This is a genomic window from Candidatus Thioglobus sp. NP1 (assembly GCF_003326015.1).
Classification (GTDB): Bacteria; Pseudomonadota; Gammaproteobacteria; order PS1; family Pseudothioglobaceae; genus Pseudothioglobus; species Pseudothioglobus singularis_A.
Genome location: NZ_CP023860.1, coordinates 540058 through 560559, shown reverse-complemented (window position 1 = coordinate 560559; position 20502 = coordinate 540058). Strand labels below are relative to the sequence as shown.

At 33.1% G+C, this 20502-nt stretch carries 25 protein-coding genes; 11 read left to right on the top strand and 14 right to left on the bottom strand.

From position 1 onward, the window contains the following. Positions 1–18: 18 nt before the first annotated feature. Entirely contained in the window at positions 19–1791 is a 1773-nt protein-coding gene (locus tag CRN91_RS02895; protein WP_114114950.1) for an ABC transporter transmembrane domain-containing protein, read from the top strand. Between the two features lie 103 nt (positions 1792–1894). Beyond that, positions 1895–2620, top strand: a complete 726-nt coding sequence (locus CRN91_RS02890; protein WP_114114949.1) for a glucosaminidase domain-containing protein — start codon at positions 1895–1897, stop codon at positions 2618–2620. 68 nt (positions 2621–2688) lie between these two features. Here CRN91_RS02890 and rpsI read toward each other — a convergent pair whose 3' ends face one another. The 3 genes from rpsI to CRN91_RS02875 form a co-directional block, all read right to left on the bottom strand. Beyond that, positions 2689–3084, bottom strand: a complete 396-nt coding sequence (rpsI, locus tag CRN91_RS02885; protein WP_114114948.1) for a 30S ribosomal protein S9 — start codon at positions 3082–3084, stop codon at positions 2689–2691. A gap of 10 nt (positions 3085–3094) precedes the next feature. Then, positions 3095–3523 (bottom strand): 50S ribosomal protein L13, encoded by a 429-nt coding sequence (gene rplM / locus CRN91_RS02880; protein ID WP_114114947.1) that lies wholly within the window; start codon positions 3521–3523, stop codon positions 3095–3097. Positions 3524–3643: 120 nt separating this feature from the next. Further along, positions 3644–5239, bottom strand: a complete 1596-nt coding sequence (locus CRN91_RS02875) for a phosphoethanolamine transferase (RefSeq protein ID WP_114114946.1) — start codon at positions 5237–5239, stop codon at positions 3644–3646. A 53-nt stretch (positions 5240–5292) separates the two neighbouring features. Here CRN91_RS02875 and CRN91_RS02870 point away from each other — a divergent pair, with 53 nt between their 5' ends. The 7 genes from CRN91_RS02870 (at position 5293) to CRN91_RS02840 (ending at position 11649) form a co-directional block, all read left to right on the top strand. Further along, positions 5293–5988 (top strand): TatD family hydrolase, encoded by a 696-nt coding sequence (locus tag CRN91_RS02870; RefSeq protein ID WP_114114945.1) that lies wholly within the window; start codon positions 5293–5295, stop codon positions 5986–5988. Between the two features lie 27 nt (positions 5989–6015). Continuing rightward, positions 6016–6567 (top strand): thioredoxin family protein, encoded by a 552-nt coding sequence (locus tag CRN91_RS02865; protein ID WP_114114944.1) that lies wholly within the window; start codon positions 6016–6018, stop codon positions 6565–6567. A 97-nt stretch (positions 6568–6664) separates the two neighbouring features. Beyond that, a complete protein-coding gene (locus CRN91_RS02860; RefSeq protein ID WP_114114943.1) occupies positions 6665–8443 on the top strand; it encodes a DEAD/DEAH box helicase in 1779 nt (592 codons plus the stop codon). 181 nt (positions 8444–8624) lie between these two features. Further along, on the top strand, positions 8625–8831 hold the full coding sequence (locus CRN91_RS02855; protein ID WP_114114942.1) for a cold-shock protein: 207 nt from the start codon (positions 8625–8627) through the stop codon (positions 8829–8831). Between the two features lie 244 nt (positions 8832–9075). Continuing rightward, positions 9076–10503, top strand: coding sequence for an exodeoxyribonuclease I (gene sbcB / locus CRN91_RS02850; protein WP_114114941.1), 1428 nt, complete (start codon positions 9076–9078; stop codon positions 10501–10503). Positions 10504–10582: 79 nt separating this feature from the next. Then, on the top strand, positions 10583–11215 hold the full coding sequence (gene nth, locus CRN91_RS02845) for an endonuclease III (protein WP_114114940.1): 633 nt from the start codon (positions 10583–10585) through the stop codon (positions 11213–11215). A 17-nt stretch (positions 11216–11232) separates the two neighbouring features. Further along, a complete protein-coding gene (locus CRN91_RS02840; RefSeq protein ID WP_114114939.1) occupies positions 11233–11649 on the top strand; it encodes a DUF1841 family protein in 417 nt (138 codons plus the stop codon). Between the two features lie 11 nt (positions 11650–11660). Here the strand turns inward: CRN91_RS02840 and hisH are convergent, their stop codons facing one another. From hisH to folB, 10 genes are all read right to left on the bottom strand, one after another. After that, positions 11661–12275, bottom strand: coding sequence for an imidazole glycerol phosphate synthase subunit HisH (gene hisH, locus CRN91_RS02835; protein WP_114114938.1), 615 nt, complete (start codon positions 12273–12275; stop codon positions 11661–11663). Between the two features lie 19 nt (positions 12276–12294). Beyond that, positions 12295–12876, bottom strand: a complete 582-nt coding sequence (hisB, locus tag CRN91_RS02830; protein ID WP_114114937.1) for an imidazoleglycerol-phosphate dehydratase HisB — start codon at positions 12874–12876, stop codon at positions 12295–12297. A gap of 14 nt (positions 12877–12890) precedes the next feature. Next, on the bottom strand, positions 12891–13916 hold the full coding sequence (locus tag CRN91_RS02825; RefSeq protein WP_114114936.1) for an aspartate-semialdehyde dehydrogenase: 1026 nt from the start codon (positions 13914–13916) through the stop codon (positions 12891–12893). 95 nt (positions 13917–14011) lie between these two features. Next, positions 14012–14917, bottom strand: a complete 906-nt coding sequence (locus tag CRN91_RS02820) for an aldo/keto reductase (RefSeq protein WP_114114935.1) — start codon at positions 14915–14917, stop codon at positions 14012–14014. A gap of 23 nt (positions 14918–14940) precedes the next feature. Further along, positions 14941–15681 carry a Nif3-like dinuclear metal center hexameric protein gene (locus CRN91_RS02815; RefSeq protein WP_114114934.1) on the bottom strand — a complete coding sequence of 247 codons (741 nt, stop codon included), beginning with the start codon at positions 15679–15681 and terminating at the stop codon, positions 14941–14943. Continuing rightward, the gene (gene hisC / locus CRN91_RS02810) at positions 15668–16735 is read right to left on the bottom strand and encodes a histidinol-phosphate transaminase (protein ID WP_114114933.1); all 1068 of its coding nucleotides are present in this window, start codon (positions 16733–16735) and stop codon (positions 15668–15670) included. The genes CRN91_RS02815 and hisC overlap by 14 nt, the downstream gene beginning before the upstream one ends. After that, positions 16732–17511: a bifunctional hydroxymethylpyrimidine kinase/phosphomethylpyrimidine kinase gene (locus CRN91_RS02805; protein WP_114114932.1), complete on the bottom strand. Its 780-nt coding sequence runs from the start codon at positions 17509–17511 to the stop codon at positions 16732–16734. The genes hisC and CRN91_RS02805 overlap by 4 nt, the downstream gene beginning before the upstream one ends. Before the next feature lie 2 nt (positions 17512–17513). Further along, positions 17514–18140, bottom strand: a complete 627-nt coding sequence (locus CRN91_RS02800) for a thiol:disulfide interchange protein DsbA/DsbL (protein ID WP_114114931.1) — start codon at positions 18138–18140, stop codon at positions 17514–17516. Positions 18141–18152: 12 nt separating this feature from the next. Beyond that, a complete protein-coding gene (folK, locus tag CRN91_RS02795; RefSeq protein WP_114114930.1) occupies positions 18153–18647 on the bottom strand; it encodes a 2-amino-4-hydroxy-6-hydroxymethyldihydropteridine diphosphokinase in 495 nt (164 codons plus the stop codon). Beyond that, positions 18647–19000 (bottom strand): dihydroneopterin aldolase, encoded by a 354-nt coding sequence (gene folB / locus CRN91_RS02790; protein WP_114114929.1) that lies wholly within the window; start codon positions 18998–19000, stop codon positions 18647–18649. Before folB ends, folK begins: the two co-directional genes overlap by 1 nt. A gap of 131 nt (positions 19001–19131) precedes the next feature. On the opposite strand from folB, the gene plsY reads away from it, so the two are divergent. After that, complete coding sequence (gene plsY / locus CRN91_RS02785; RefSeq protein ID WP_114114928.1) at positions 19132–19716, top strand: glycerol-3-phosphate 1-O-acyltransferase PlsY; 585 nt, start codon at positions 19132–19134, stop codon at positions 19714–19716. Positions 19717–19739: 23 nt separating this feature from the next. After that, complete coding sequence (locus CRN91_RS02780; protein ID WP_114114927.1) at positions 19740–20078, top strand: hypothetical protein; 339 nt, start codon at positions 19740–19742, stop codon at positions 20076–20078. 18 nt (positions 20079–20096) lie between these two features. Here CRN91_RS02780 and CRN91_RS02775 read toward each other — a convergent pair whose 3' ends face one another. Further along, positions 20097–20495, bottom strand: a complete 399-nt coding sequence (locus tag CRN91_RS02775; RefSeq protein ID WP_114114926.1) for a toxin-antitoxin system YwqK family antitoxin — start codon at positions 20493–20495, stop codon at positions 20097–20099. Between the last annotated feature and the right edge of the window lie 7 nt (positions 20496–20502).

Genomic DNA, 20502 nt, shown 5'->3' with positions numbered 1-20502 from the left:
TAAACAAATCCTCAAAAAATGAGTTTAGCCAATAGAGTAATTACTGATAGTAAAAAAAATGTTCAGAAACAAGATCTACGCCTCTTACTTCGTTTAGCACCATTTATTAAGCCCTACAAGAAAGTTGCCTTAATTGCAGGTATAGCCCTTATTTTGAGCTCTATAGCATTTCTTTTACTTGGACAGGGAATAAAATTATTTATTGATGAAGGTCTCTACACCTTAAATAGTAGAGCAATGCTTACTATATTTTTTGTTTTACTTATTATGGTCGTTAGCACTTTTGTGCGTTTCTATTTTGTGTCATGGATTGGTGAAAGAGTTAGCAACGATGTTCGACTTGCTGTCTTTAAACATTTACTAACATTACATCCTCATTATTTTGAATTAAATAGAAGTGGTGAAATTAATGCACGTTTGACTACGGATACAACATTACTTCAATCAATTTTTGGCTTTTCAATTTCAATGGCTCTAAGTAGTGCCCTGTTATTTTTAGGTGGGCTAACAATGATGCTTATTACCAACTTAAAATTAGCGCTTATAGTTTTAATTAGTGTTCCTATAATTCTTCTTCCAATGATAATTTATGGACGACGTTTACGCTCTCTTTCAAGGCAAAGCCAAGATAGAGTTGCCGATATTGGTACGTATGCTGGTGAAATAGTTCAAAACATTAAAGTAGTTCAAAGTTTTACTCGCGAGCCAGAAGAATCAAAAGCATTTAGTATCGAAGTAGAAAAAGCCTTTAGTGCAGCAAAACAACGCATCATGCAAAGCTCACTTTTAATTGCAGCAGCAATGATTCTTGTTTTTACTGGTCTTGGTGCAATGATATGGACTGGTGGTAGGGATGTAACATCTGGAATCATAACAGCAGGTGAGTTAGCTGCTTTTGTTTTTTATGCAATCATGGTTGCTAGATCAGTCGCTGTCATCTCAGAGATATATGGACAACTTCAAAGAGCTGCTGGAGCAACAGAACGACTATTAGAGTTACTTACAGAAGAATCTCAAATCATTGCTCCAGCTAATCCAAAAAAATTAAGTAAAGGGCCTTTATCTTTAAGTTTTCAGAACGTTAGTTTTAGTTATCCCTCAAGGGTTGAACAATATGCCATAGAAGATATCAGTTTTGATATTAATGCTGGTGAAACAGTTGCTATTGTTGGTCTTTCAGGAGCAGGAAAGACGACTATATTTGAATTGTTTCAAAGGTTTTATGACCCTACCAATGGCAGCATTAAGATAGATGATATTAACATAGTTGATCTTGATCCAAATGAACTTCGATCCAGTATTGGACATGTTCCACAACAACCAACATTATTTTCTGCTGACGTCACTCACAATATTGGATATGGCAAGCCTTTGGCAACAGAAAATGAAATTAATAACGCTGCAACTAAGGCATATGCAATAGAATTTATAGACCAACTTCCTGATGGTTTTAAAAGTTATTTAGGGGAGCAAGGTGTTCGCTTATCTGGAGGCCAGCGTCAACGTATTGCCATTGCAAGAGCAATGCTCAAAGATCCGTCTATACTATTATTAGATGAGGCCACTAGCGCTCTTGATGCAAGTAGTGAACAAAAAGTTCAGGCTGCTTTAAAGGACTTAATGCAGGGTAGAACTACATTGATTATAGCTCATAGATTAGCTACTATTATGCATGCAGACCGCATCTTGCTTATCGATCAAGGAAAATTAATTGCACAGGGAGATCACAAAGGCTTATTAGATAGCTCTGAACTATATAAACAACTTTGTGAACTCCAATTTAATCACTAAAGGGCTAATCAAGATGGTAATTTTTTTATTTAAAAAAAATAGATAAAAACATTTTTTTTACTGGATAATGATATCTAATTTCAATAGATAAATTGATTATTTGATGGTCAATAAATATAGAAATATCAAAAAAGCCCTAAAAAGCCTTTGCATTTTAGTCACTTTATTTTCTGTAAGTACTCTTGTCTCTTCTGCTTCATTATCTTCTTTCAAACCTAGCTTTAAGTCAATAGAAAATACAGTTGTCAGAAAAGAAGTTTTCTTCAATTACCTACTTCCAAAAATTCTTCAAAAAAATGCTGAAATTATTGAGTTAAGAGAATCAATATTAAATAATAAACTTAGCACAATTGAGCTCAACAAATTAGCATTAAGATATCGTGTTGATAGTCCAGCCTCAAAAGAGGACTTACTGATGGTTATTGATATCCTACCTCCCTCCCTAATTCTTGCTCAAGCAGCAAATGAATCAAATTGGGGTAGATCAAGATTTGCTGAAAATTTTAATAATTACTTTGGTATTTGGTGCTTCTCAGAGGGTTGTGGAGTTATTCCTAAAAATAGAGATGAAAATGCTAATCATGAAGTAGCTAGCTTTATATCTCTGGAAGATTGCATTGATTATTACGTTCTTAATATTAATAGAAGCTATGCTTATGAAGAACTTCGCTTAATAAGAAAGAATCAGAGGGATGATTTGAAACCTCTTTCAGGAATTTTATTGGCAGAAGGATTAGGTAATTACGCAAACCCTGGTAATGAATATATTGATTCAATTAAATCACTTATTCAATTTAACCAACTTGAAAGATTCGATATTCTTAACTAAAAATAATACTATATAAATAAAAAAACCCGCAAAATGCAGGTTTTTTTGGAAAAAAATTGCGTACGTTCTTAACGCTTTGAATATTGCTCGCTCTTTCTTGCCTTTTTTCTTCCAACTTTTTTACGTTCTACAACTCGAGCATCACGAGTTACAAGGCCTGCACTGCGCAGATCAGAGCGAGTTGACTCATCGTAAGCCATTAAAGCACGGGTAACACCTAATCTTATTGCACCAGCTTGTCCAGTATCACCACCGCCTTTAACCATAATATTAAAATCAAACTTACTATGCATATCAATAACATCTAGAGGTTGGTTAATAATCATAGAAGATGTTTCTCTTCCAAAATACTCAGCCATTGGCTTTTTATTAACTGTAAATACTCCCTTACCCTTCGTCATATAAACTCGAGCTACAGATGTCTTTCTTCTTCCTGTTGCGTAATAAACTTCTTTATCTGCCATAAAATATGCCTTAAATATCTAATACTTGTGGTTGTTGCGCTGCATGAGAATGCTCACTGCCTGCAAAAACTTTCATTTTTCTTGCCATTTCTCGACCTAGAGGGCCCTTTGGCAACATTCCTTTAACTGCTTTTTGAATAACCTCTTCAGGCTTCTTAGAAATTAAATCTTTAAAAGGTACTGATTTTAAATTTCCTACATAGCCAGTATGATGGTGGTACATTTTGTCATTGTATTTATTACCTGTTACAGCAACTTTTGCTGCATTTACAATAACAATATAGTCACCAGTATCAACATGTGGAGTGAATTCTGGCTTATGCTTTCCACGAAGTCGAGATGCAACTTCAGTTGCAAGACGACCAAGAGTCTTACCGTCCGCATCGACTATAAACCAATCTCTTTTAACTTCGTGAGCTTTCGCACTAAATGTTTTCATAACTCTTTTCTCTATGTCACTTCAGAATAATCGGACTATTATAATCACTTTTGATTGATGGTGTAAGTTTTCAATAGGCAAATGCTCAATCTATTGAATAGTAAATAATGGATAAATTCATTAATATTTTAAAGTTAAGTCCATGTCTTTTTGATAAAGCTCAGTTTCAACATCCATTAAACCTAATAAAGTATGGAACAAGTTATCATGAGAGTGAGGAAGAGCTGCATTTTTCCTAATAAATTCAATATCTAAAAGACTGGAAAATGAATCATCAAACCACATAAAAGCAGGAACCTCAATCTGCTCATCAGGAGCCATAAAGTATGGCATACCATGCAAGTAAAGACCGCCTTCACCCAATGACTCTCCGTGGTCACTGACGTAATACATTGCAGTATCTGATTCTTTTGAATTTCTTTTAAGAAGTTCAATAACTTTTGAGAGAAAATAATCTGTATAAAGAATAGTATTGTCATAAGCATTATTAATTTCCTTATTAGTACATTCATTTAGTTGATTGGTTTTACAAACGGGCTTAAAAACTTCAAATTCTTCTGGGTATCTCTTGTAATATGCTGGGCCATGACTACCCATTGCATGCAACACTATTAAGGTATCTTTTTTATTTTGTTCATCAATATAATCTTGCAAATTTATCAACATACCTTCGTCTCTGCATTCAGGATTACATTTAGGATTTAACTTTGATGTCCGGTAATCTTTGAAGATTATTCGATCTGCAACACTTTTTGAACTCGAGTTATTTTCTAGCCAAATAACATTTGCTCCTGCATGGGAAATTAAATCGAGCACATTACTCATGTTTTTTCCTTTTTTGTGTGAATAGTTGCTTCTATCAAGTAAGGAAAACATGCAAGGTACAGACCATGCTGTATCTGTTCCACATGAAGTCATATTAGTAAATGAAATAATTTTTTCTTTTTCTAAGTAAGGGTTTGTTTTCAGTTCATAGCCATTGATAGACATATGATCACGCCTTGCAGTTTCACCAATTACAAAAATTACTAAGCGTCTTTTGTCAGATTTCTTATTAATTTTTGCATCAAGGCCAATTTCCTGAAAAGGTTCTGTGGAAGTCTCAATTTTAGAATTAATAAATTTTATTGAAGAGTAAAGTGAATAGGTTGGCGTAATATAGAGCCTTAAATCGCGATTCTCTCTTGCAAAAGATGAGTAATGTTTTGAAAACGTTAAAACAACAATTATAAAAACAATAGTTAAAATTAATAATGCCCTCACTCTATTCCAGAGTTGCGATTTAAAAGAAATCTTTTTAAGTTTAACTTTCCATACAAAAATTGACGGTAAAAAACCAAATATAAAAAGGTAGATGATTAGTTTAGTACTTACTAAATCTTGGAGCTCATTTAAATCTGACTCAAAAGTATTTGTAATCATATTCTGATCAAAAACAATTCCATAATTATTGATGCTGAAACTAACACTTGCTGAAACTAACAATAGAAAAATTAAAATTGGCTTTATAGTCCATCTAAAGCTAATAAGTAATAGCAATACTGCTAAAAAATTAAATAAAAAGAAAAATAAAGAAAATAAAAAAAATAAATTTTCAGATATTGGATAAACCAGAATTGTTTTTTCAAAAAATGTAAAATTGCCTGTTATTGTTAAAAAACCTGTAACAAACAATATTAGATTAACTTGCGATATTTCCTTAGAAAGCAATTGCATTTACTCTTAGTAAAAATTAATATTATATTATCCATTAGATAACAAAGGAAGTAATGCTTAACTCTCAAATTCATTTAGATTTTGACAATGTCAATTCACTCTCAAGCTCAACAACTGGGGTAATTATTCCCTCAACTGGAAAAGATAACTGGGATGCAGTTATAACTTCATGTCAAAATGGCAAAAATAATCATTTTGCACTTGGGATACATCCTTGGTTTGTAGAAAATCATCAGATGATAGATTTATATGATCTTGAGGTTAAAATTGAGGAAGAAAAGCCAATTGCAGTTGGTGAATGTGGTCTTGATTACACTAAAGTTAAAGATCAAAATACCCAACGATTTTTTTTTGATGAACAAGTTGCCTTAGCAACTCGTTTTGATCTTCCATTAATCATTCACTCTGTTAATGCTACTGATGATGTTACTGATTTACTTAAATCCTATTCAAAATCTCGTGGAGTCATTCATGCATTCTCTGGAAGCCTCCAGCAAGCTGAGAATTTACTTAAAATAAACTTTTCTTTTGGTTTTGGATCTACATTGACCAATCCTCATGCCTACAAGCTTCATGATATTGTTAAATTTTTACCAATAGAATCTATAGTTATTGAGACTGATGATCGAAAAAATACTGATGAATTAATTCAAGTAGCAGAGAGAATTGCAAGAATAAAAAAACTTTCCGTGGATCAAGTAATTGACCAATGTGATCAGAATACTTTCAATATTTTTAATATAAGCTAATGAAGTTCTATATGTTTGGAGATGAAAATGGTCAAAACTGAAAGCCCTGTGTGTGATTTTAATTTGCCTGCAATTGCATTCAATTTAAAAGGAGTAGATGGTAATTATTACGATCTTGAAAATTTAAAAGGCTCAAATGGTTTGCTCATAATGTTTATTTGTAATCATTGTCCATATGTTAATTCCATTATTCATAGAATAATCCGTGACACCAAAAACCTTATTCCAATAGGCGTCAATAGTGTTGCAATTATGTCTAATGATGCTGATACATATAAAGAAGATTCATTTGAAAATATGAAAAAAATATCTTCTAAACTTAATTTTCCATTCCCATATCTTATAGATCAGACTCAGGATATTGCAAAAGCCTATGGGGCAGTATGTACTCCTGATTTTTTTGGCTACAATAAAGATCTTAAACTTCAATACCGAGGTCGATTAGATGAATCCAGAATTGAGCCTGTATCAGATGCAAGGCGAGATCTTTTTGAGGCAATGCTGAATGTTGCAGATACTGGAAAAGGGCCCAAAGAGCAGATACCTTCAATGGGCTGCTCAATAAAGTGGCGAGGTTAATTTATAGGCATGGATTTGATTAGGACTTATGCGGTCATCTGTCTGTTGAAAGTCAAATGAAGGTATAATAGCCACCTTTTTTACTCCTCCCATCAAAATGTCCGAAAAGGAATTAAGCGCAAATTTTAATAGTTTTGGCCTTTCTAAAGAATTGCTAAAGGTACTCGATGAGGTTGGCTATGAATCCCCTTCTGCAATTCAAGAACAGTGCATTCCTCACTTACTGAATGGCCATGATGTAATTGGTCAAGCGCAAACAGGAACTGGTAAAACTGCAGCTTTTGCTCTTCCATTGATTGACAGAATTGATATAAGTAATAATCAAGTCCAACTTTTAGTTTTAGCACCAACTAGGGAACTTGCGATTCAAGTTTCTGAGGCCATTCAAACCTATGCCAGACATCTCAAAGGCTTTCATGTTTTGCCTATATATGGTGGACAATCTTATGATATTCAATTAAGACCCCTTAAAAGGGGCGTTCATGCAGTTGTAGGTACACCTGGTCGAGTGATGGATCATTTAAAAAGAGGCACACTTAAGCTTAACTCACTAAAAGCACTCGTACTTGATGAGGCTGATGAAATGTTGAGGATGGGATTTATTGATGATGTCAAATGGGTAATGGAAAAACTGCCAAACGAGCGTCAAATTGCTCTTTTTTCTGCAACAATGCCAGATGTAATTAGAAGGGTTGCAGAAAAATTTTTAAATACTCCTAAGATAGTTAAAGTTAAGACAAAAACTGCAACAGCGCAAACTATTAGCCAAAGATACTGGCTTGTAAGTGGTGTAAATAAATTAGACGCCCTTACTCGAATTTTGGAGGTTGAAGAATTTGATGCCTTACTTATATTTGTCAGAACTAAAACTGCCACTGCAGATCTTGCAGAAAAATTATCAGCGCGAGGCTTCACTGCTGAAGCCATTAATGGTGATATTGCTCAAAGGCAAAGAGAACGAATTATTCAGCAACTTAAAAATGGAAAAATTGATATCCTTATTGCAACAGATGTTGCAGCAAGAGGACTAGATGTTGAACGAATATCACATGTTGTAAATTATGACATACCACAAGATCCTGAATCTTATGTTCATCGCATTGGAAGAACTGGAAGAGCTGGCAGAGAAGGTAAAGCTATACTCTTTGTTGCGCCTCGTGAAAGAAGAATGCTTAAGACAATTGAAAGAATTACTCGTCAACCAATTGATCCTATGCAACTTCCTTCAGCGAAAATTATTAATGAGCAAAGGGTTGTTAACTTTAAAAACAGAATAACAGACACTCTAAATAACCAAGAACTTGCTATCTTTGAAGAATTAATTCTTACTTACCAAAAAGAGCATGAGATAGATGCTTTTAAAATAGCATCAGCATTAGCTCTGATGGCTCAAGGAACTGAACCATTGTTGCTAAACGAAAAAGAAATAAATCAAGCTTCACTTGATAAAGGTAATAAAAGTAAATTATCAGTTTCCATAAACGCAGACCCCTTAAAAGATAACCCATCAATTCAAATGCGTCGTTATAGGATTGCTGTTGGTCATAAAGATAATATCAAACCAGGAAATGTATTAGGTGCAATAGCTAATGAAGCTGAAATAAGTAGTGCTTTTATAGGTGCAATACAAATTTATGAAGACTTTACAACTGTAGATTTACCTGATGAAATGCCAAAAGAAACTCTTCAAATACTAAAAAATACTAGAGTCTTTGATAAAAAACTCAACATTGAAGAGTTGACTGAAAAAAATAACTCAACCTCACATAGAGAGAGAACAAGTCATTTTAAAAGGGAACCATCCAAAAGAAAAAGGACTGGTAAGCCTCGCAGAAATAAAGATAGGAAGTTTTCAAAAAGCAGGCCTAAAAGATAAGTTTACTCAATAAGAGTAATCCTTAAATAAACCTACTTTCTTATATATTTAGGTTAAAATTGGCTTGCTGGTTAAAATTCAGCTGATTTGTTGTTGTGTTGTTGCTTCATAGTAGGACGGTTTCACAGTAATTTAGGTTAGTTGCATCTTTTCCATGTTTTATTTTTTTTTAGGAGACTGCATGTCGACAACAACAGGACGCGTCAAATGGTTTGACGCAAAAAAAGGTTTTGGTTTTATTGAACAAGAAAGTGGAGATGATGTTTTTGTTCACTTCAGAGCTATTCAAGGTGATGGTTACAAATCATTAGAAGAAGGTCAAGAAGTAGAATTCGAACTTGAAGATGGTGCTAAAGGCCCGCAAGCGGCTAACGTAGTTCCAAAATAGTTTTAGAATTATTTTATTAAGACCCAGCCTCAGCGCTGGGTTTTTAAATTAAAGCAACTTATTAAACTGTTTTTTAGGTTTCTAAAATCTAGAAAAAATCAGTTTTTTATATTTTAAATTTCTTATTTTTGGTAAGTCATAAGTATCTCTGTACGTCTAATTTTTAACAGTCAGAAGTTAGAATTAGATTCAAATTTATATAAAAGTTTTTAACCATATATAATGTTTAAAAATATGAGAGTTTATGAAAACATTCTACTGGTATGACTATGAAACTTTTGGACTTTCTCCAAAAGTTCAAAGAATTGCTCAATTTGCAGGCATTAGAACTGATGAGAATCTTAATATTCTCGAAGAGCATATGTTTTATTGCAAACCAACACATGACTCATTACCAGCTCCTGAGGCTTGCGCGGTAACTGGTATAACTCCTCAATTATGTGAAAAAAAAGGCTTCATAGAGCATGAGTTTATTAAAAAAATAAATAAAGAGTTTACAACGCCTGATACCTGCATTGTTGGTTACAATTCTATTGCTTTCGATGATGAATACACTCGTCACACCCTATTTAGAAATTTTCTAGATCCATATGCGTGGCACTGGCAAAATGGAAATACCAGATGGGATATCCTCAATGTAGCTAGATTTTGCTATGCTCACAAGGAAGAGAATAGCCTAAATTGGTTTATAAATGAAAAAAATAGGCCTATTTTTAGGCTTGATCACCTTGCTCCTGCTAATAATATAGAGCATGCGAATGCACATGATGCAATGGCTGATGTAAGGGCAACTATAGGTATAGCTAAGATTATTAAAACAACACAGCCAAAGTTTTATAATTATGCACTAAGTCTAAATGAAAAAAAAGAAGTTAGTAAGCAGGCTCGTCTTCTTCATCCTATGCTTTTAACTTCATCATCTTTTGGCTATAAATGTGCATTCACAAAAATGGTTACAGCAATCAGCTATCATCCTGACTATGCAGATCGTGCAATCGTTTTTAATCTTAATCAAGATCCTGAACTATTATTAGAATTGGAAGTTGATGAATTAAAAACACTTGTTTTTTCTAAAAAAATTGACCTACCAAAGGGAGTTGATAAATTAGAGCTTAGTGAATTAGTTTTTAATAAAAGCCCAATGTTCGTATGCAGTCCAAACCATGATAGTTTCAAGCTTTCGCCTGCATTAATTGAAAAATTAAAACTAAATATTGATAAGTGCATGAGTAATTTGAGATTTATTCAAAATAATCAAAAGCAAATTGAAGAAAAAGTTCAATTAATATACAAAAAAAATACAGATCGAAAGCCAAGTCAAGATATTGATCAATCTCTTTATGATGGATTCATAAGTAACAAAGATAGGGCAGTATGCACTGAAATTCAAAACCTTTCAATTGAGGAAATTAGAGATTTCAATCCAACTTTTGAAGATAGGAAGCTATTAAAATTATATTTAAATTTTAAGGCAAGGAATTATCCAGAGTTACTTACTGAATCAGAGCAAGAAGAATGGTTTGAAATAGTCCAATCACGAGTGCAAAGTGGTGCAAATGGATTTCTTTCATTAGAAAGCTTTGAAAAAAGTTTATCTAACTTAAAATTAAAATCTCCTGAGAAAAGTAATCTTTGGAATGAACTTGAGGCATATGCCCATACTTTTCTCTAAGAGTTAAAAGCCTTAGTATTGATAAATAATCATAATTAAAGTATAATATTTGGCCATAGTTTGATCAAATAAGGTTTAAATGAACGCCGAAACTCGAAGTGAAATGTTTGGAAGATTGCTTAAGCAAATACCAAACCCAACTACTGAACTTAACTATTCAACTTCTTTTGAGTTGTTAGTTGCTGTAACGCTATCAGCACAGGCTACAGATAAAAGTGTAAATCAAGTAACTAGTATCCTTTTTCCTCTTGCAAATACTCCTGAATCTATCTATGAGTTAGGAGAAGATAAACTTCGTAATACTATTAAATCTATTGGATTATTTAATTCAAAGGCAAAGCATATTATTCAAACATGCCGTATATTAATTGATAAATATAGCTCAAAAGTTCCTGAAACAAGAAAAGAATTAGAAGCACTTCCAGGCGTTGGGCGTAAAACAGCTAATGTAGTTCTAAATACGGCTTTTGGTCAACCAACTATTGCAGTAGATACTCATATCTATAGAGTAGCTAATAGAACTGCTATTGCTTCTGGAAAAACAGTACTTGAAGTTGAAAAGAAATTAATTAAGTTTATACCAGATGAATTTAAAGTCCCTGCTCATCATCTCATGATTCTGCATGGAAGGTATGTTTGTAAAGCTAGGTCACCCCATTGTCCAGACTGCAGACTTCTTGATCTCTGTGAATACGAAGAAAAGAATATATAATTAAATGAATATTAGCGGTGTATTCTCAAGATAGAAAGAAACAAAGAGAATTTTTAGCAAGCGCCTGGCAAAAGCATCTTAATAAAGAACATCTAGAGCCATTAGAAACTCAATTAGCCTTAATAATTGAATCTCATCCAGAATATCACAAGATTATTAAAAATATCTCTTCAGATTACTTTCCAGAACAGGGAGAAATAAATCCTTTTCTTCATATTAATCTTCATCTTGCCTTGAAAGATCAATTGTCAATCAATCAGCCACAAGAAATTAGTTCAATATATGAAAAGTTACTCAAAAAATATAATGACCCGCATGAAGTTGAGCACCTAATGATGGAGTGCATTGCTGAGATGATTTTCGCCTCTCAAAGAAATAATACTGAACTTGACCATGAGAAATATATACTCAGTTTAAATAACCTATTACATTGAATATTTGAGTTTTAGTTCCAGGTGGTAAAGTTTCTGAGTAATTGTAAGCCATCACTTTGTGATTTTTCTGGATGAAACTGAACTGCAAATAGCTTATCAAATGCAATCGCAGACGTAAAAGTTTGGTCATACTCACTAGTTCCCACAACACAATTTGAATCTTCTTCATCTACGTAATAGCTATGAACACTATAGAATCGGCTATTATTCTCAATTTTGTGCCAAAGTGGGTGATTTAATACTTGATTAACTCTATTCCATCCCATATGTGGTATTTTAAGATCACTATTTTGAAATTTAAGTACCTTTCCTGGAACTATTGATAGCCCATTTGTGCCATTGTTTTCTTCACTATAATCAAACAGTAGCTGTAATCCTAAACATATTCCTAAGAATGGTTTTGAATTTGCTGAAAACTTAATTTCTTCAATTAATGTATTTGATTGAAGGGCACTCATACAAGCTCCCATAGCACCCTGACCAGGAAACACGACACGATCTGAATCTCTTATTATTTGCGGATTATTTGTAAGAATGCAATGCTGATTAGGAGCTACATACTCTAAGGCTTTCTGAACTGATCGGACATTTCCCATCCCATAATCAACAATTGCAATTGTTTGCATGTTGTCTACCCTTCCCTCTCTAGAGTGAACCCTTAGTTGAAGGAATTACATTAACTTGCCTTTCATCTGGAGTAACAGCCATTCTTAGTGCTCTACCAAAAGCCTTAAATACTGTTTCTGCTTGGTGATGAGAATTAACACCTTTCATATTATCAATATGCAGGGTCACTAGCGCATGATTTACAAAACCCTGAAAAAATTCTCTAATAAGATCCACATCAAATGTTCCAACACGGTCTCTTGTAAACTTTACCCCTAAGTCAAGTCCAGGTCGCCCTGATAAATCCACAACTACTCTTGATAAAGCCTCATCCAAAGGGACATATGCATGCCCATATCTTGTTAAGCCTTTTTTATCACCAACAGCTTCAAAAAATGCTTGTCCGATTGTAATACCTATATCTTCAACAGTATGGTGATCATCGATTTCTGTATCACCATCACACTTAATAGAAAGGTCCATTAATCCATGACGAGCAATTTGGTCTAGCATATGATCTAAAAAGGGGACCCCTGTCTGAATATCAGCTTTACCGGTCCCATATAACTCTAGGCTGACTGAAATATCAGTTTCATTTGTTTTGCGCTGTTTATTTATCATAAGTTGATTTTATCTTAAGCAATATAGTCTCTGATGAGAATTTCAGCTATTTGAATGGTATTAAGAGCAGCTCCTTTTCGAATATTATCAGACACTACCCATAAATTTAATCCTTTATCGTGACTAATATCTTCTCTTATTCGACTGACATATGTAGCATCATTGTTAGTGGCCTCTGAAAAAGGGGTTGCATAACCTCCATCACTTCTTTCATCCATAACTATAACACCTTCAGCTTTTTCAAGAAGATGACGAGCATCATTTGCAGAAATTTTCTCCTTAGTTTCTATATGAACAGCCTCTGAGTGGCCATATACAACAGGAATCCTAACAGCTGTAGGATTAACCAAGAGATTCTCATCCTCAAATATCTTCTGGGTCTCCCAAACCATTTTCATTTCCTCTCTTGTATATCCATTCTCTTGGAATGAATCAATATGTGGTATGGCATTAAAAGCAATCTGTTTTGTATAAACCTCTACCTCAACATCCTTACCATTTAATAAGTTAGCAGTTTGATTAGTAAGTTCCGTAATAGCTTCTTTACCACTTCCAGAAACAGCTTGGTAGGTTGCAACATTAATTCTTGAAATTCCTACTGCATCATAAATAGGCTTAAGAGCAACTAACATTTGAATAGTTGAACAATTTGGATTTGCAATTATATTCCTATTAGTATAGTTAGCTATAGCATGTGAATTTACCTCGGGAACAACCAAAGGGATGTCTTCATCTCTCCTGAAGTGAGATGTATTATCAATCACAATACAACCATGTTCAGCAGCAATAGGGGCATATTTTTTTGATATATCACCACCTGCAGAAAATAATCCAATATGGACCTTGGAAAAATCAAAAGTATCTAGCTCTTCAACTGTCCAAGACTTTCCTAAACAAGAAACCTTCGAACCTGCTGAACGTTTAGAAGCTAAAGGGTATAAATTATCTATAGGAAAATTCCTTTGATCCAATATAGAAATCAAAGTTTCACCAACAGCTCCTGTAGCACCAATAATGGCAACGTTATATTTTTTACTCATAATTCAGAATTACTAAAAAAGTGTAAATTATACGAAGGTCTAGAGACAATATTCATAAATATACTCAATTGCCTCAAATATTAATTTTAAACAAATTATGGAAGTCGCCATGATTCTTCATCAGTATTAAATGATGTAGTATAAAGTTCAAACCAAGATTGACGATCCATATTTACCTTTATAGCATCAGATATCATAGCTATTCTATTCAAATTATTTGTACCTACGATTGGCAGAATTTTAGCAGGATGAGACAATATCCAGGCAACTGCGACTGCCGCTCTATCAACATTTTGGCTATGCGCTATTTTGTCTAAAGCCCTTCCAAGTGGACCTTGATGCTTAATTATAGATCCTCCACCTAATGGTGACCAAGCCATTATTGAAGTATTTTGTTCTTGATGAAAAGCTAAATCACCATTAGTAAATGCGCCAGTTGCTGCTAGAGACATTTCAATTTGATTAGTGACTAATTTACTCTTCATGTTTGACTGCAATAAAGAAAAATCCCATGGTTTAAAATTTGAAACACCAACTTGTTTTACTTTTCCTAATGAAACAAGTTCATCAAGAGCTCTTCCAGTTTCAAAATGATCCATATAAGGATCTTGTCGATGAATTAAAAGTAAGTCTAAATAGTCCGTACCCATATTACTTAATGAAGCATCAACTGAACTAAAAATATGCTCTTTAGAAGTATCATAATAACTTACTCTCGCATTTGAATACCTATTAGAGGGGTTAACTATCCCACATTTAGAGATTATTTCAATTTTATGTCTTAATGATGGAGTAGATTTCAAAACCTCTCCAAATAATGACTCAGCTGAATATAGACCATATACTGCAGCTTGATCAAAGGTTGTAATTCCCTGATCTAGGCAGAGATTAACTTTCTTACTGACATGTTTCTTAGAAATATCTTGATCATTAACTAAGCGCCACATTCCATAAATGATTCTACTTAAATGAATTGTATTTGATAATTTTATGCGCTCCATATTACTACCAAATAATTAAAAAATTAGACAGAATTATCTACCTCAATATACTTATGTTGCAATTTAAATTTGGAACAAAGATGACTGCACAAGGCTTGAATTCCATACCTCTCTGTTGCATGGTGTCCTGCTGCAATATAATTAATATTGCTTTCTTTTGCAGCTGCTGGTGTCTTTTCAGAAACCTCACCACTTAAATACAAATCAACATTTAGTTTAATAGCGTCATCAATGAAGCCTTGGGCACCTCCTGTACACCATGCAATTTTACTAATCTCTTGATTTTTAGCTCCATATATTTGTGGAGCCCTATTCAACTTATCTTCAATGAGTTTTAAAAAATCGCTTATATTAGTTTTTAATTCACCTTGCCACAACAAACTATCATCAACTGGTGTCATATTTTTAATACCTAAACGTCTTCCAAGTTCAATATTATTTCCAACCTCAGGATGATCATCTAAGGGTAAGTGAAACCCAAAAAGACTAATATTATGATTGAGAAGTAAAGCAACTTTGTTACGCTTTGCTCCAGTTATTGTTTTCGATTCATTATCCCAAAAGATTCCATGATGAACAAAAATAGCATCTGCTTTTTCCTCGATTGCTTGCTCAATAAGTTCTAAATTTGCACTTACGCCACTTACAATTTTATTAACTTTAGAAGATCCTTCAACTTGTAAACCATTTGGACAATAATCCTTAAATTTGTTAACATTGAGGTAGTTATCACAATAATTTTTTAGTTCTTCAAGATTTGCCATAGTAATCCTTAATACAATTAAGAAAAGTATTATTTTCCTGTAATTTACTAATAGTTATTCTAAGAAAGTTTTTAAGTTTTGATCCATCTTTAAAGGATTTAACTAGAATTCCATGAGATTTTAAAAATTCATTTAAAGAATTTATATTGTCAGCTTTTACTAAAATGAAGTTAGCCTGAGATGGAAAGACAGTAAGTTGTGAAATTAGTGAAAGTTCTTTAAAAACTCGCCCTCTCTCATCAATAATTGTTTTAGCATTATTATGAATATTCTTCTTTTCTTTAAGCAAAAAATTTGCACTAGCTTGAGTCAGAATATTTATATTGTATGGTAACCGTAATTTATTTAATTGCTCTATGGTGCCCTGACTTCCAACTAATATCCCCAGTCTAAGACCTGCAAATCCTATTTTTGAAATAGTGCGGAGTACTATTAGATTTGGAAAATTAGAAATCTCATCTATAAAGCTTTTTTCAGAATAGGCGTAATAAGCTTCATCTAAGACAACTAAAGCATCAGTGGACTTAATAATTTCTTTAATGACTTCATTGTCAAATGAATTTCCAGTTGGATTATTAGGATAAGCAATAAAAATCAACTTTGGCTTTTTACTTGTAATGGACTTAACTGTTATATCTAAATCAATTTCAAAATTTTCATTAAGACTTATTCCTTCATAGTTAAGATGAGTAAACTTCGAAATCATTTCATACATCACAAAACTTGGCTCAAAGCTCATTATTAGATCGCCGCTATTACATGCCATAGCTAGAAGTTGAATTAGTTCATCAGACCCATTACCGAGCAAAACTCCTAAGTCATTTGGAATATCCATTAGACTTCTAATAGTGGTATTTAGTTCTTCAGCATTGGCATCAGGATAACGATTCACTTGGGCTCTTTTCAGACAGTCTAAAAAATCTGGTTGGAGATTCTCAGGAATTCCAAATGGGCTTTCCATTGCATCCAACTTGAGCATATTTTTTGAAGAAGGCACATTGTAAGCTTTGATATCTCTAATATCAGTTCTTAGCCATTGCTCAATAAACGTCATAATTGTTTTGGATAGGTTCGGTTTGGATGATATTGCATTTTACCAAGCTTTTTTGCATTTAATAGAGTTTGATATGTGTAATCAAGCCCTCTTCTAGATGCTTCCTCAACTTCTACACCACTTGCCATTAAAGCGCTTATTGCACTAGATAAGGTGCAACCCGAACCATGGTACTTCCCAGGAAGTTTTTTGTATGAGAATTTTCTGATAAGGTCAGAATAATGATATAAACGATGTTCAATTTCAATTTCAGAGCTATCAGAAGTAGTTATGAGAGTCCAGGGGCAATTTAAACTTTTTACAGCTAATTTTTCATCTAGACCAGGTGCAAGAAGCTTTAACTCCTCTAAGTTTGGAGTTATTAAAGTACAAAGAGGTATCAGTGCTTTTTTCATCATGTCAATCATATCATTAGAACTTAGCTCATTATTTGAAGAGGACATGATAATAGGATCAAGAATAATGACAAAATCTTTCCTAGTACTAAGTAACCTTGATATTGTTTCAATTTGAGATAAAGATCCTAAAAGACCAATTTTTACTGTTTTAAAGTAAATATCATCATCGATTAATCGAAATTGATCATTTAAAAAAAGATTATTTGTTGGCTCAAGAGATAAAACTTTTTGAGTATTTTGAGCAGTTAGTGTTGTAATTATAGGAAGTGATGTAACACCAAACTGATTAATTGTTTCAATATCAGCAGCAATTCCTGCTGCACCACTTGGATCTAATCCTGAAAATAGTAAAACAGTATCGGCTGAGAGCCTTTCCACTATTATTGAGATTCTTTTTGAATTAGATAATCCAATACTTCAAAGATCTTTTCTTCACTGCCAGCTGAAGTAGCATTGACTATATATTTTCCATTCACTATGAAAGCTGGAACTCCAGTAATACGATATTTATAAGTATTAGCTTTTGCTTTATTAACAGCAACTTTAACTGCAAAAGATTCATAGACCTTATTTGCCCTTCCCTCATCAATGCCATTTAAAGTAAGCCAAGTAACAAAATCTTGTTGGGTTTTGAAATTTAGTTTTTGAACATGGATTGCATCAAATAGAGGACCATGTAGACGATTAACCTCACCTAACTCCTCAAGAACATAATAAAAACTTGCGCCATACTCCCATCCTGGAAAGACAGCGGGTTGAAGTACTAACTGCGCAGAAGGATCCATCGTTTGCAACCAATTATCTAGAAGAGGATGAACAGAAAAACAATGTGGACAGAAATACCAAAAGAGCTCCCTGACTTCGACCTTCGCTCCAGTTGAAGTTTCCACAGGCTTATCTATAACAGTATAATTTTTACCAGCAACAAATTCAGCTTGGGTAGTGTTAGTAAAAAATACAAAAGCTGAGAGAATAATTAGAGACGATAGCGCGGTTATTTTTTTCATGTTAGAAGTCATTTAATCAAAAAGTTTGTTGATATTATACTGATTTAAGTCAAAATCCTTAGTTGATTGGAATTCTGACCAAAGCTTAGAATATGAAACACCTAATTGAGGATGACTATCCTGAGGATTTAATTCTGCAAGAGGAGCCATCACAAAAGCGTACTTTAATATATCTTTTCGAGGGACATTTAATATCTCATCAATTACATCATTATATAAAACAAGATCGAGATCAATAATTCTTGAAGAAAATTTTGGCATAGATCGATCTCTTCCTAGAGTGTTTTCTATTTTTCGCAAAATTTCTACTACATTATTAATATTATGGTCTGACTCAACATTAACACCTAAATTATAAAAGTTACTTCCTGCAAAACCCTCTGATGGACTTTCATATAAAGAGGATAAAGTAATATTTGAAAAATTTGAGTTAAGACTATCAATAGCTAGACGAATATTTTTACGTCTATCTTGATTTGAACCAATATTAAGATGAAGCAAATTCATTATTGATTAGTTCTTTCAATAATAACACCCACCCCTGTTGCACCTGTAATTGCTTCACCTTTATTAAGCTTTAGTTTCACCCAACTAATATCAAATTCATTAAGAATAATTTGACAAATTTCTTCTGCTAAAGTCTCAACAAGTTCAAATTTAGACTCTCTTACAAAACTTGCAACACGCTTACAAACATCTTTGTAGTTAAGTGCCTGATCGATATGATCAGTTTTAGCAGCTGCAGCAATGTCAGATGACATCTCAATATCTAAAATAATATCTTGGCGTATCTTTCTCTCCCAATCATAGATTCCAATAACAGTATCTATCTTGAGGCCCTCAACAAAAACAATATCCATAATTAATTTATTTAAAAAAAAGTATTATGATACCTTTGAGAATTGTTCGAACACTACAAAAAATTGTTTTCATTGATATAATTTGTTTATTAGTCATAAAACAATATGGCAAATTAAATAAGGAGTAGTTTTTGTTTTATTTTTTAATAGCAAGTTATTTAGTTGGCTCAATTTCAAGTGCCATTATTATTTGTAAAATTTTTAGTCTCCCAGACCCAAGAACAGAAGGCTCTAAAAACCCAGGTGCAACAAATGTACTTCGAATTGGTGGTAGAAAATTAGCTGCCTTTGTTCTTTTATTCGATGGCTTAAAAGGAGCTATGCCAGTAGTAATAGGGCATTATTTAGAGTTTTCTCTAATTGAACTGACTGTCATTCTTCTTTGTTCTTTTCTAGGTCATGTATTTCCAATTTATTATAATTTTAAGGGGGGTAAGGGAGTTGCAACCTATCTTGGAGGATTAATTGGTTTGAATTTTTTTGTAGGGTTGACTTTTTCAATTATTTGGCTCATCGTAGCAAAGGTTATAAAAGTTTCATCTATTGCAGCCCTAACTGCAACACTACTATCGCCAATTTATTTTTATTTTATTATAACTAGTCATAATCTTCAGGCAACGCTAATCATTTTTCTAATTAATCTATTTATATATTTCACACATCGAGCAAACATAAAAAGAATAATGAATGGTGAAGAAGAGGTTATTAAGTTTTAAAATTTTATAATATAATTTTATTTATGAGAAATATTTTCCTTACAACACTGTTACTAATTTCTTTTTCAATATCGGCTGATGAAATTAATAAAATGGCTATTATAGATGGTGATAGGACAAGAGAAACTGGAAATTACTCAACAGAAACGTGTCAAAAAATTTATGATTCTATTGGAACTTTTATTTATCTTGCAGACGAACAATGGAAAAAAGAAAATGAAGAAAAAGCAATGTTTTATTCAACAGCATCTGCGAATTACTCCACTGTTTTTCAAACTGTTTGCTTAAAACCTCAAAATTCATTAGATGGAGATCTACTTGATATGTATTACAAGATGCCAACTTTTCTTCTGGATGATTAAACCTATTAAACTAAAAACTTAATTAACTGTTTCACCATCAAAGTTATATGGTGAATCATTCTTAGGATATTCAGCAACACCCTCTTTTACTTTAACCCCATCTTCATAAAAAGTATACTTACCAAAAGGCCTTCCCTCTTTCATCATCATTTCTGATTCAAGATGCCCTTTTTCATTCCAAACTGAACACTTGCCATGAAGTAAATCATTTTTGTATGAGTCAACTTGAATCACCTGGCCAAATTCAGTCCAGGCTGTTAATTCTCCCTCGAGTTTATCATCAACATAAAAACATTCTGATGCTTTCTGGCCTAAAGGGTACCAATAAGTCTCTTTACCGTTCTTCTTGCCATCTTTATATGTAACGATATGCTTCATATCATTAAATAATCTCGCTTCATGCTCTCCGTCTTTCATTTAATGA

Excerpts from the sequence above, each read along its gene's own strand:
- CRN91_RS02895 (WP_114114950.1), top strand. The coding sequence starts at position 19 with ATGAGTTTAGCCAATAGAGTAATTACTGATAGTAAAAAAAATGTTCAG.
- CRN91_RS02890 (WP_114114949.1), top strand. The coding sequence starts at position 1,895 with ATGGTCAATAAATATAGAAATATCAAAAAAGCCCTAAAAAGCCTTTGC.
- rpsI (WP_114114948.1), bottom strand. The coding sequence starts at position 3,084 with ATGGCAGATAAAGAAGTTTATTACGCAACAGGAAGAAGAAAGACATCT.
- rplM (WP_114114947.1), bottom strand. The coding sequence starts at position 3,523 with ATGAAAACATTTAGTGCGAAAGCTCACGAAGTTAAAAGAGATTGGTTT.
- CRN91_RS02875 (WP_114114946.1), bottom strand. The coding sequence starts at position 5,239 with ATGCAATTGCTTTCTAAGGAAATATCGCAAGTTAATCTAATATTGTTT.
- CRN91_RS02870 (WP_114114945.1), top strand. The coding sequence starts at position 5,293 with ATGCTTAACTCTCAAATTCATTTAGATTTTGACAATGTCAATTCACTC.
- CRN91_RS02865 (WP_114114944.1), top strand. The coding sequence starts at position 6,016 with ATGGTCAAAACTGAAAGCCCTGTGTGTGATTTTAATTTGCCTGCAATT.
- CRN91_RS02860 (WP_114114943.1), top strand. The coding sequence starts at position 6,665 with ATGTCCGAAAAGGAATTAAGCGCAAATTTTAATAGTTTTGGCCTTTCT.
- CRN91_RS02855 (WP_114114942.1), top strand. The coding sequence starts at position 8,625 with ATGTCGACAACAACAGGACGCGTCAAATGGTTTGACGCAAAAAAAGGT.
- sbcB (WP_114114941.1), top strand. The coding sequence starts at position 9,076 with ATGAAAACATTCTACTGGTATGACTATGAAACTTTTGGACTTTCTCCA.
- nth (WP_114114940.1), top strand. The coding sequence starts at position 10,583 with ATGAACGCCGAAACTCGAAGTGAAATGTTTGGAAGATTGCTTAAGCAA.
- hisH (WP_114114938.1), bottom strand. The coding sequence starts at position 12,275 with ATGCAAACAATTGCAATTGTTGATTATGGGATGGGAAATGTCCGATCA.
- hisB (WP_114114937.1), bottom strand. The coding sequence starts at position 12,876 with ATGATAAATAAACAGCGCAAAACAAATGAAACTGATATTTCAGTCAGC.
- CRN91_RS02825 (WP_114114936.1), bottom strand. The coding sequence starts at position 13,916 with ATGAGTAAAAAATATAACGTTGCCATTATTGGTGCTACAGGAGCTGTT.
- CRN91_RS02820 (WP_114114935.1), bottom strand. The coding sequence starts at position 14,917 with ATGGAGCGCATAAAATTATCAAATACAATTCATTTAAGTAGAATCATT.
- CRN91_RS02815 (WP_114114934.1), bottom strand. The coding sequence starts at position 15,681 with ATGGCAAATCTTGAAGAACTAAAAAATTATTGTGATAACTACCTCAAT.
- hisC (WP_114114933.1), bottom strand. The coding sequence starts at position 16,735 with ATGACGTTTATTGAGCAATGGCTAAGAACTGATATTAGAGATATCAAA.
- CRN91_RS02800 (WP_114114931.1), bottom strand. The coding sequence starts at position 18,140 with ATGAAAAAAATAACCGCGCTATCGTCTCTAATTATTCTCTCAGCTTTT.
- folK (WP_114114930.1), bottom strand. The coding sequence starts at position 18,647 with ATGAATTTGCTTCATCTTAATATTGGTTCAAATCAAGATAGACGTAAA.
- folB (WP_114114929.1), bottom strand. The coding sequence starts at position 19,000 with ATGGATATTGTTTTTGTTGAGGGCCTCAAGATAGATACTGTTATTGGA.
- CRN91_RS02780 (WP_114114927.1), top strand. The coding sequence starts at position 19,740 with ATGAGAAATATTTTCCTTACAACACTGTTACTAATTTCTTTTTCAATA.
- CRN91_RS02775 (WP_114114926.1), bottom strand. The coding sequence starts at position 20,495 with ATGAAAGACGGAGAGCATGAAGCGAGATTATTTAATGATATGAAGCAT.